This window comes from Marinitenerispora sediminis, assembly GCF_003336425.1.
GTDB lineage: Bacteria > Actinomycetota > Actinomycetes > Streptosporangiales > Streptosporangiaceae > Marinitenerispora > Marinitenerispora sediminis.
In genome coordinates this window covers 17,605-28,585 of record NZ_QEIO01000066.1, presented here as the reverse complement: position 1 = coordinate 28,585, position 10,981 = coordinate 17,605, and the positions used below count along the sequence as shown (strand labels likewise).

Sequence of the window (10,981 nt, the reverse complement as noted above, 5' to 3'; positions counted from 1 at the left end):
CCGCGGGCTCACTCCCCCGGCCCCCGGCCGCCGTACCCGCAGGGCTCCGCCCTCATCCGGTGGAGAAGAGGTCGGCGAGTGTCTTCTCCATCTCCTCCGCGTCGCGGCGGTCCTCGGCGATGGCGCAGTACTCCACGGCCCCCGCCTGGCGCGAGTGGTCGCAGGCGATCACCACACCGCGCCGGCGGCCGGGGTCGAACGCCAGTCCGGCGGCCTCCAGGGCGCCGATCGCCGCGGCCAGCGACGGCACCCGCCACCGGTTGCGGGTCACCAGGAGCCGGCTGCCCAGGTAGTCGGCCCCCACGAGGTTCGTGCCGAACCAGTGCAGGTGCGTCGTACCGCCCAGCCGCCCGTTGAACTCCGTGAGCAGCACCCGGCCGTCCGGGGTGGCGATCCCGTCGACGTTGATGAGGCCGCGGTATCCCATCGCCCGCACGGGCTCGCACAGGGCCAGCACCGCGTCCATGAAGGTCCGCCGGACCTCCTCGGTCGTCGCCGTCCCGGGGATGACGATGCCGTCGAAGACCGGCGCCATCCGCATCTCGCAGGCGTGCCGCCCGGTGACGGCCTCGGCCGCGACCTCCACCTCCGAGCCGAGCGGGACGCTGTCCGGCAGGTAGTGCTCCAGCACCACCTTGCCGCCGCCCTCGGCGTAGCGGTGCCAGTGGCGCTCGAAGTGGCGGGCCGCCTCGGCCCGTCCGCGCAGGACGGTGAGCCGCGACGCGCCGACCTGCTCGACCCCCGGCGCGGGCGCGAGGATCTCGTTGCCGTAGCCCCCGGCGTGGAAGTCCTGCTTCACGATGACCGCCCGCCCCTCGGCGAGGAGCCCGGCCGCGAACGCCTCCGCCTCCTGCCGCGCGTCCGCCACGACGCCCTCCGCCAGCGGCAGCCCGAGCCCGGCCGCGATCGCGCGGAACGCGCTCTTGCTGTTCAGCAGGTCGTGGCCGGCCGCGGCGAGGAAGGCGAAGCCCGGGGTGGCGTCGCTCAGGCCCAGCTCGCGGGCCAGCGCGACGACGACGGGGTCGAAGGAGAACGGCAGCACGCGGTCGATCCCGTTCTCGGCCACCACCCGCCGCGCCTGTTCGACGAACTCCGGGTGCAGCAGCCGGTCCCGGGTGAGCACGTCGGTGCCGAACCTGCCCGGCGGCGGGATCAGCAGGCTCACCGAGTCCGCTGGCAGTCCCTTCAGGCCCAGCAGGTAGCGCAGGAAGCCGGGGTCGACGTCCTGCGCGGCCACCACCGCGTCGCCGGGCCCGGCCAGCCATGCCATCCGCAACCCGCTGTTGCCCACGGCACGCCGGCTGGCGGGGGTGAACCCGTCCAGGTCGCCGACCAGGTGCTCGTTGTAGGGGTTCCCGACCAGCAGCGTGCCCATCAGCCGTCGCCTCCGTCCCGGTCCGTTCCGTCGTGCACCGCCCGCAGGGCCCGCCTCAGCCGCAGCCCGAGCTCGTCGAGCTCCTCGTCACCGATGGTGAGCGGCGGGGTGACCAGGACCGCCTGCGTCCGGTGGTCGATCCCGGCGGGGTAGACGATGAGCCCGTGGCGTTCGGCGGCCGCGCAGATGCGGCCGGCGAGGGGCTCCCGGGCGTGGGCGGCGGCGTCCTGGCGCACCGGCAGCGCGAGCAGCAGCCCGCGCCCCCGCGGCGCCCCCAGGAAGGGGAGGTCCGCCGCGATCGCGGCCAGCCGCTCGCGCAGGACCGCGCCCACGCGCGCGGCGCGCTCCGGGAGCCGGTGCGCGGCGGTGTAGCGCAGGACCGCGAGCGCCGTCGCGGTCGAGAGCGGGTTGCCGCCCATGGTGTGGCCGAACGCCAGGTCAGTGGCCGAGTGCCCCGGAAGGACCCGGTGGCCGACCAGGCAGGCGCCGATCGGGGTGTAGCCCGCGCTGAGCCCCTTGCCGGTCACCACCAGGTCCGGCGTGACGCCGGACCGCAGGTGCCCGAACCACTCCCCCGTCCGGCCGAACCCGGTCATGACCTCGTCCACGACCAGCAGCGCCCCGGAGGTGTCGCAGAGCTCGCGCAGCCGGCGCAGGACGGCGTCGGGCGTCGGCACCGCGCCGCTCGCGGCGCCGCCCACCGGTTCCACCACCACGGCGGCGACGCGGTCGGGCCCCACCCGCTCGAACGCCGCCTCCCACTCCTGCCTGCCCGGCACCAGCCGGTCGGCTCCGGCCGGGGCGACCGGGACGCTGACCGCGGAGGAGTCGTGCAGCGGGCCGAGGCCGGCGCGGCGCGGCGGGTGCCCGGAGACGCCGAGCGCGCCGGCGGTCATCCCGTGGTAGCTCGGCAGCTGGGTGAGGACCGCGGTGCGCCCGCCGGCGTGGTGCAGCATGGCGAGCCGCAGCGCGGTCTCGGTCGCCTCCGAACCGGAGTTGGTGTAGACGACCTCGCGGTACCGCGGGCCGGCGAGGGCCAGGACCTCCTCCGTCAGGCCGGCGGTCGCCGGGTGGGAGAACTGGCTGCGGTGGACCATGCAGATGCGCTCGGCCTGGTCCCGCATCGCCGCCAGGACCTCCGGCACCCCGTGTCCGAGGTTCACGCAGACCGGCCCGGAACTGCCGTCGATGTAGTCGCGGCCGCGGTCGTCGTAGACGCGGGCGCCGCTCGCCCGCACGGCCGTGGGCCGGATGCGCCCGGAGCCGCCGACCGCGGCGGCTCCGGGCAGCAGCCCGGTGTCCGGCGTCATCACCGCTCTCCCGGGGCGGGGGCCGGCGCGGCGGCGCCGTCCGCCGGCGCGGGCCGCGGCAGGCCGTAGCGCTCCAGGAAGCGGTCGACCGCGACCACGGCGCGCAGGTGGGTGCCGTTGCAGATGACGTTGTCGGCCTCGTCGCGGACCTCGAACCCGAACTCCGTCCTGCGGTCCACGGCCGGCGCGGTGATCCGGTAGTCCACCTTGCCCCCGACCGGGGCGGGGGCGCGGTGGTGCATCTCGACCTGGACCCCGACCGACATCTCGCCGGGTTCCAGGTAGGGGGCCATCGCCTCCGCGCACAGGCGTTCCGTGTGGCCGAGGATGGCGGGGGTCGACAGCACCTCCAGCCCGTCGTTGCCCCACTGGGTCGCGCAGTCCTCGGGCCGGACCGTCCGCGTGGTGGCGGCTCGCAGTCCTTCGACGTCCGCGTGCACCATGTGCTCTCTCCTCTACTCGTCGGGTCTAGTGCTGCGCCCGGTCGGCCCGGTGCGCCCGGAGGACCTGCGTGAAGATGTTCTTCTTCTGCATCTCGTTCGTGCCGCCGGCGATGCGGAAGGCCACCGCGTCGCGCAGGTGGCGCTCCAGGCCGGTGCTGCGGGCGAAGCCGAGGTGGCCGAAGATCTGGACCAGTTCGAGCGCGGAGCGCATGAGCCCCTCCGCGGAGAGCAGCTTGGCGCAGGAGGCGAGCATGCTCGCCCGCGCCGTGCCGTCCTGGTCGCGCAGTGCCCCGGTCGCCGCGTAGGACAGGGCGCGGGCCGACTCGATCGTCAGCTGGATGTCGACGATCTTCTCCTGGATGTACTCGTGGTCGGCGAGCGGTGCGCCGAACGCCCGGCGGGTCGTGATGCGGTCCAGCGCCACGGGCAGCAGGGCCTCCAGGTGCGCGGCGACCACGATCCCGTAGACGAGCCGGTCGAAGGCGAGGGTCCAGTAGAGGACGTCCAGCCCGCGGCCCACCCCGCCGAGGACCCGGTCGGCCGGCACCTCCACGTCGCGCAGGGCGATCGGGCCGAGGGGGCTGGCGCGCAGCCCGAGGAGCTCCTCGTGCCCGCCGCGCTCCACGCCCGCCTGGTCCTTGTCGACCAGGAAGAGGGTGATGTCGCGGTCCCCGATACCCGCGACCCGCCCGACGATCATCATCAGGTCCGCCATGGGGGCGTTGGTGATGTGGCTCTTGTCGCCGTTCAGCACGAACCCGCCGTCCGGAAGCCGCCGCGCGCTCGTGGTGACGGCGGAGACGTGCGACCCGCCGCCGGCCTCGGTCGCGGCGGTGGCGCCCAGCCGCCCGCTCAGCAGCTCGGGGACGAACCGCTCGCACTGCTCCTCCGTCCCGAAGCGGAGCAGCAGCTGCAGCAGGCCGCCGTGCGCGGCGGCCGACAGCACGAACCCGCAGTCGTCCGCGCCGCCGGCGAGCCCCTCGAAGGCGGCGACGTGATCCCACAGGTCACCGCCGTCGCCGCCGAAGCGCTTGGGCACGTGCACGTGCCAGAACCCGCTGCCGGCCAAGCGGTCCCACAGCTTGCGGTCGAAGGTCTCCGTGCGGTCGCGTTCCGCGCTGCCGGGCGCGATGTGCTCCCGGGCGAAGCGGTGGAACCGCGTCCGGAGTTCGCGCTGCTCGTCGGTCCACGTCAGGTCCATGTGTGCGCTCCCGTGAGGTCGCTGGTCGAGGGGCTAGGCCGCGGTCCACCGGATCAGGGCCCGGCCCCAGGTCATGCCGGCGCCGAAGGTGATCAGCAGGACGGTGTCGCCCGGGCGGATCCGGCCGTCCCGCGCCGCGGTGTCCAGGCCGACGGGAAGGGACGCCGCGGCGGTGTTGCCGAACCGGTCGCCGGTGAGCACGACCTGGTCGGAGGTGAAGCCGGCCTGCTCCGCGCACTCCCGGATCAGGCGCGGATTGGCCTGGTGGCAGACGAGGTGGTCGATGTCGGCGACCGTGATGCCGTGCTCCCGCACGGCGGCGCGCACCAGGTTCGGAAACTCCGTGCGGACGAGGTGCGCGATGTCGCGGCCGGCCATCGTGAGGTAGTGCTCACCGGCGGCCATCTCCTCCGCCGTGACGGTGATCCGCGGGCCGCCGACCGCGTAGTCCCGCATGCTCCCGTCGGTCCGGATCTCCACTCCGGAGATGCCCTGCCCGGCGGGGACCCGGCCGAGGACGACCGCCCCGGCACCGTCGCCGAACAGCGGGTAGGTCCGGCGGTCCGCCGGGTTGAGGTACCGCGAGTAGGTGTCGCTGCCGGCCACGAGGACGTACCGGCGCCGGGGGTCGGACGCGAGCAGGCTGCGGCCGAGTTCGAGGCCGACGAGGAAGCCGGCGCACGCGGCGTTGACGTCGAAGGCCGCCGCGTTTCGGGCCCCGACCGCGTCCTGCAGCCGGGCGGCCACGCCGGGGATGGGGGTCTCGGGGGTGGAGGTGGCGAGGATGACCACGTCGATCTCCTCCGCCCCGACCCCGGCCGCGGCCAGCGCGGCCGAGGACGCGCGGGCGGCGAGGTCCGTGCCCGTCTCGTCCTTGGCGGCGAAGCGCCGCTCCAGCACGCCGATGCGTTCGACGATCCACCCGTGCTCCACGCCGACCACCCGGGCGACGTCCTCGCTGGGCACCCGGCTCTCGGGCAGGGCGGATCCGGTTCCGATCACGCCGACCGCGGTGTCCGCCGGATGCGTCGTCATGGGCGTAGCAGGCATGCCGTCTCCGTTCACGAGGTTGTGCGAGATGAGGAGTGCTGCCCCGGTCACGGCGTCGCGCGCGGCGGGGAGGGCGGCCCGGCCGCCCGGAGGCGGTGGAGTGCGCCGGGGCGCGCTCCACCGCCGTCACTCGGGAGTCAGCCGCTCGGCACCTCCCGCGGGCGGGGGCCGGCCGCGCCGCGCGAGCGCCGGCGCGTCCCGAACCTCTCCACCAGGGGCTGCTCGAAGAACCGGTAGAGCAGCCAGGCCGCGGCCGTGCACAGCACCATGAGCACCAGGAGCGTCCCGACCGGGCCGATCGCGCCCCTGACCTGGTCGCCGACGAAGTAGTCGAAGAGCAGGATCACCTGGTAGTGCGTGAGGTAGAAGGCGAAGGAAATCTGGCCGACCAGGAGCACGCCGGGCCGCTGCCACACCGAGCGCACCCCGCGCACGTCCATCGACGCGGCTCCCACGACGAGCATGGCGACCGGGACGATGGTCACCGCGGCGAACGTGAAGGCCATGGGCAGCAGCGTGCCCACTCCCACGCAGGCGACCAGCGCGATGAGGGGCGCCACCACGCCGAGCCGTGGCAGGAACCCGTTGCGGACCATGAGCGCCAGCACGATGCCGAGCACGAACTCCGGCAGCCGGGCCAGCGGGAAGTAGTAGGCGAACCAGAAGCGGACGAGGGGCTCCTCGAACGCGCCCGGGACGACGACCGGGCCCGTCAGCGTCAGGGCGATGAACGGCACCGCGAGGGTCGCCGCCACCATCGCCAGCGCCGCCAGCGGCAGCCGCTTCGGGCGCAGCCGCAGCACGAGCGGCAGGATCAGCGGGAACAGCAGGTAGAACACGAACTCGCTGGCCAGCGACCAGGTGGGCGGGTTGACCCCGAACATGAACTCCCGGAGCGGCAGCAGGGTGTGCAGCAGCAGGAGGTTGGCGAGTGCGGGGAGCACGTCGGGCAGCCCCGGCTCGACGAAGCCCGGCGAGCCGGAGATCCCGAGCACGGCGAGCAGCACGAGCATGGACGCCCAGGTCGCCACGTGGTTGGGGGCGATCTTCCAGAACCGCCGCCGCCAGAAGGAGCGGGGGGTGTCGGCCGGATCGGCCGACCAGGCGAGCACGAACCCGCTGAGCACGAAGAAGAACGACAGGAACGCCATGGAAAGCGGAATGAACAGCGGCGTGGGGTGCGCGTGGCCGAGGAAGACCCCCGCGGCCGCGACGGCGCGCATCCCCGTGAGGGAGGGCAGCCGGGCGGGCCGGGTCGTGGATGCCGGCGGGGATGATGTCATGCGTGGCTCCTTGCGGCGGCGATCGGGGGGCGGGGGCGCGCGGCGGCCGGGCCGCGGGCGAGCCGGGACAGCGGTCCGAGCCCGGCGCGCCGGACCAGCCGCTCGGCGAGCGCGCGCGAGCGCTCCGCGACCTCGCGCGCGCTGACGCCGGTGGTCTCGCCGCCGGCGACGGAGCGCTCGCCCGCGACCCACACGTCTTTGACCTCGCGGGGGCCGGCGCAGTAGACGACCGACTGGACCGGGTCGTGCACGTTGGCGAGGGCGGGCGAGGAGCCGTCGAAGACCACGAGGTCGGCGGCCTTGCCGGGTTCGAGGGAGCCGAGTTCACCGTCGAGGCGCAGCGCGCGGGCGCCCTCGATGGTGCCCATCCGCAGGGCGTCGCGGGCCGACAGCGCGTCCGGCCGGAGCCGGTGCACCCGCTGCAGCAGGACCGCGGTCTTGACCGCCTCCAGCATGTCCTGGCGGTCGTTGCTCGCCGCGCCGTCCACGCCGATGCCCACCGGGACGCCGCGCCGCCGCAGGTCCGGAACCGGGCACACCCCCGAGGCGAGCACCATGTTGGACACCGGGTTGTGGGCGACGCCCACGCCGTGCTCGGCGAGCAGGTCGAGGTCGGCGTCGTCGTTCCACACGCAGTGCGCGGCCAGTGTCGGCGCCTCGAACAGCCCGTTGCGCGCGCAGTGGCCGACCGGGGTGGTGCCGTGTGCCGCGCGGACCGCGCGCACCTCCTCGCGGGCCTCCTGGAGGTGGATGTGCACGCCGTGGCCGCCGTCCACCGCGAGCCGCACGCTCCGGGCGAACAGCCGCGGCGACTGGGCGCCCAGCGTGGTGATCCCGACCCGGAACCGGCTGAGCCGGCTGGCCGCGGCGGCGTCGGCCAGCGCCGCGTGCTCGTCCAGCAGGGCGGCGGTGGACACGCCCGGCCGGGCGTCGCCGGCGCCGAAGGACACCACGCCGCGCAGGCCCAGCCGGTCGAGGGCGCGCACCACGCCGGGGGTCGCCGGGACGCCGTCCACGGGGTCGCGGACGAACATGTCGTTGGCGAGTGTGACCCCGGTGCGCAGCATCTGGACGCCGGCCAGCAGGGTGCCGACGTAGGCGGCCTCCTCGTCGAGGAACGGCGCCACCGGCCCGACGAGGCGGCGGATCCACTCGCCCAGCGCGTACTGCTCGGCCATGCCGGCGAGCAGCGCCTCGGAGAAGTGGCCGTGGGTGTTGACGAACCCGGGGGTCACGATGTCGTCCGGTCCGCCCGCCACCGCGTCGCCGGGGAACCGGGCGGCCAGTTCGCGGTAGGGGCCGACGTGGGTGATCCGCTCCCCGCGGATCCGGACGGCGCCGTCGGTGATCACCTCGGGGTCCGCCGAGGTGAGGACGTGGCGCCCGCGCACCAGCGTCCCGGCGGCGTCGTCCCGGGGCGCGGCGCGCCCCGCCGGGCTCATCCGGCGCTCCCCTCCGCGGCCGCTGCCGCGGGCGGGAACACGTCGTCGAACAGCCCGGCGGGCAGGCCGTCGAGGTGGGCCAGCACGTCGTCGGTGTCGGTGACGTCGGCGTACTTCATGTGGACGTCGAGGAGGGTCGCCTTGTGGGAGAGCACCGAGCGGTCGAACACCGCCTCGTGCGGGATGGTGACCCGCAGGTCGTAGGAGACCGCGTCCACCGCGGTGGCCCGCACGCAGCCGCTGGTCGTCGTGCCGGTCAGGATGAGGGAGTCGGCCCGCAGCATGGTGAGGTGGCTCATCAGCGGCGTGCCGAAGAACGCGGACGGTTTGCGCTTCTCCACGAGGATGTCGCCCTTCTCGGGCCCGACCTCGGCGACGATCTCGTTGCCGAGGTGGCCCTGGACGTCCACGTCGTCGTCGCTGCGGTGGCTCTTGAGGGTCCACACGCCCAGGTCGAACCCGTCGGGCCGGCGCGGGTTGGTGGTGTAGACGACCGGCAGCCGCTTGCGGCGGGCGGCGGCCAGGATCCGCCCGATGGCGGGGATGCCGGTGGTCCAGGCTACCTCGCCGCAGGAGTAGCGCCAGCGCGCGATGGAGTCCAGGATGGGCTCCGCGCGGTCGCCGCAGAAGTTGTAGTTGACGTCGACGACCAGGACCACGGGCCGCCGGCCGAAGCCGGCCCGCCGGCCCCATCCGGCGGCCTCGAACACCCGCCGGTCCGTGTCGTCGAGCACGTCGTCCCAGAGCGCTCCGCTCATCGCCGGCCTCCGTCGCGCGGCTCGCGGACGCCGGTGAAGCGCAGCGTCTCGGGGCTGAACCCGGGGCGGTCGAAGGCCGAGGCGGGGCGCGGGCGGTCGACACCGACCCGCGTGGGCTCGGTGAGCGCCAGTGCGGGCTGGGCCGCGCCGCGCAGCGACCTCGGCAGGTAGCTGCCGCGGGGGTCGCCGACCGGCCGCATACCGGGCGAGTCGTCCGCCCACTCGGCGGTCACCTGGCCGCGCAGGATGGTCTTGACCGGCCAGCCGGTGAAGGTGTGGCCTTCCATGATCGACCAGCCGGCGCGGGTGTTGATGTGCTCCTTGCCCACGGTCACCTCGCGGCCGGCGTCGACGATGACCATGTCGGCGTCGAACCCGGGCAGCAGGGAGCCCTTGCGGCCCCACAGCCCGCTGGTCTTGGCGGGGTTCTCGCAGCTCACCTGGACGAGGCGCTCCATGCTGATCCGGCCCTTGCTGACGCCTTCGGAGAGGAGGACGGGCAGGAAGAGCTCGACCCGGCTGAACCCGGTGCGGCAGTCCCAGATGTTGGACGCGTACATCGCCTCGAAGGACGCCGGCTCCCAGGCGACGACGTGGTCGGATCCGACCACGTCGACGATGCCGTCGGCCAGCGCGGCCCACAGGGCCTCGATGTTCTCGCGGCGGCGCAGCGGGACGTTGATGCGCCACCCGTTCTCCGGCTGCGCCCACAGCCACGCCGGCCCGGTCTGCGCGTAGAGTTCGACGCCCTCGGCCCGCGCCTTGGCCACCTCCTGGAAGCTCAGCTCGGTGGTGCAGTGCTGCAGGTAGAGCGGTACCCGGCCGGGCGTCTGCTGGGCGAGGTAGGCGTAGGCGCGGATGTGCTGAGCCTCCAGGAAGTCGGGTGACCGGTCGGTCCACGCGCCGAAGTCGGTGCGGCCGGTGGCCCGGAGCCGGTCCTCGAAGACGCGGGCGATCTCCCAGTTCTCCGGGTGGATGTGCACCATGCCGGGGTAGCCGAGGTGGGCGACCTGCTCCATGGCCAGGTAGACGGTGCCGTCGTCGATGCCGTGGCCGAGCCCGGCCCGGCGCGACGGCCAGTTGCTGTCGTCGTCGTCCGGCATCCCGCGCAGTCCGCGGGTCTGCAGGTAGAGCTTGAACGAGGTGACGCCGTGCTGCTCGGCGTACTCGCCGATCTCCTCGGCCTGCTCGTCGGTCTCCAGCATGTAGGTGAGGTAGGCGTCGGTGTGGGACACCGACTCGATGACCTTGCGGGCTGCCGGGAACGACTTGTGGAAGGAGCCCACGTCGGCCCGGCGGACGACCTCCTGGAACGGCTCGGTGCCCAGGCGCGTCACCGGCGCCTGGATGCCCCAGGTGGTGACTCCGGCGCACGCGGCCGCGCGGGACTCGGTACGCATGTCGTGCTCGAACGGGACGTAGCACCCGGGGTGGGCCTCCGAATCGACGATCCCGGGCAGCACGAAGTCGCCCCGCGCGTCGATCCGCGTCCGCGCCGGGGGCATCAGCTCCTCGGGCGCCAGCGCCGCGACCTTGCCGTCCTTGACGCCGACGGCCAGCCGGTACCGGCCGTCTCCCAGGACGACCGTCCCGTTCACCACGACGAGGTCGAGGGTCTCGGTCGACACTTCGCATCTCCCCTTTCAGCTTTCGGCGGCAGAACGAAGGCGCCGCGGACAACGCGCACACCGGAAGGCGCGGCTGCCGGACGCCGATTCGACGCGGGCAGGAAGCCTCCGCGCTGGAGGCGGAAAGTGCTGTGCCCTCGGCTAATGCGGGCGCGGCGAAGCCGTGCGGCACAGGTAATTGTCCGCGCGGCCCGGACTCCCCGCTGACGGAAATTCCCCGGCACCGGGCCGGTGCGGGGAAGTGCCAGCTCACCGAAAGGGCGGCGCCAGACACGAAGAGCAAGTGTTGCACCCGCATTTCATGATCGCAATGGCATTGTCGGTACCCGGCGGTGGGAATGTCCCGCCGGCGGGACATCGGGCATAGGGGAGCTGCGGAAACCGATTTTTCGTTCGGCGGGACGCCCCTGGGCCGCCCGCTCCGGAACCGACTCGCGCCGCCCGGAATACGCATCGACGGTTTTCCCGGCTCCGGCCCGCGCGCCTCCGCG

General features: G+C 74.1%; 9 protein-coding genes. All 9 read right to left on the bottom strand.

Going from position 1 to position 10,981, the window contains the following annotated elements; genetic code table 11:
- Window positions 1-52: 52 nt before the first annotated feature.
- The 9 genes from DEF28_RS14380 to DEF28_RS14340 all read right to left on the bottom strand — a co-directional run bounded on the left by DEF28_RS14380 (window position 53) and on the right by DEF28_RS14340 (window position 10,490).
- On the bottom strand, window positions 53-1,375 hold the full coding sequence (locus DEF28_RS14380; RefSeq protein ID WP_114400514.1) for a preATP grasp domain-containing protein: 1,323 nt from the start codon (window positions 1,373-1,375) through the stop codon (window positions 53-55).
- Entirely contained in the window at window positions 1,375-2,685 is a 1,311-nt protein-coding gene (locus DEF28_RS14375) for an aminotransferase family protein (RefSeq protein WP_114400515.1), read from the bottom strand. The genes DEF28_RS14380 and DEF28_RS14375 overlap by 1 nt, the downstream gene beginning before the upstream one ends.
- Window positions 2,685-3,128: a thioesterase family protein gene (locus DEF28_RS14370; protein WP_114400516.1), complete on the bottom strand. Its 444-nt coding sequence runs from the start codon at window positions 3,126-3,128 to the stop codon at window positions 2,685-2,687. The genes DEF28_RS14375 and DEF28_RS14370 overlap by 1 nt, the downstream gene beginning before the upstream one ends.
- 25 nt (window positions 3,129-3,153) lie before the next feature.
- Entirely contained in the window at window positions 3,154-4,329 is a 1,176-nt protein-coding gene (locus DEF28_RS14365) for an acyl-CoA dehydrogenase family protein (RefSeq protein WP_114400517.1), read from the bottom strand.
- 33 nt (window positions 4,330-4,362) lie between these two features.
- Window positions 4,363-5,379 (bottom strand): 3-oxoacyl-ACP synthase III family protein, encoded by a 1,017-nt coding sequence (locus DEF28_RS14360; protein ID WP_114400518.1) that lies wholly within the window; start codon window positions 5,377-5,379, stop codon window positions 4,363-4,365.
- A gap of 137 nt (window positions 5,380-5,516) precedes the next feature.
- Complete coding sequence (locus DEF28_RS14355) at window positions 5,517-6,662, bottom strand: acyltransferase family protein (protein ID WP_114446152.1); 1,146 nt, start codon at window positions 6,660-6,662, stop codon at window positions 5,517-5,519.
- Window positions 6,659-8,104 carry an amidohydrolase family protein gene (locus tag DEF28_RS14350; RefSeq protein ID WP_114446151.1) on the bottom strand — a complete coding sequence of 482 codons (1,446 nt, stop codon included), beginning with the start codon at window positions 8,102-8,104 and terminating at the stop codon, window positions 6,659-6,661. Before DEF28_RS14350 ends, DEF28_RS14355 begins: the two co-directional genes overlap by 4 nt.
- Complete coding sequence (locus DEF28_RS14345; RefSeq protein WP_114399453.1) at window positions 8,101-8,862, bottom strand: isochorismatase family protein; 762 nt, start codon at window positions 8,860-8,862, stop codon at window positions 8,101-8,103. Before DEF28_RS14345 ends, DEF28_RS14350 begins: the two co-directional genes overlap by 4 nt.
- Entirely contained in the window at window positions 8,859-10,490 is a 1,632-nt protein-coding gene (locus DEF28_RS14340) for a dihydroorotase (protein ID WP_114399452.1), read from the bottom strand. Before DEF28_RS14340 ends, DEF28_RS14345 begins: the two co-directional genes overlap by 4 nt.
- Window positions 10,491-10,981: the final 491 nt, after the last annotated feature.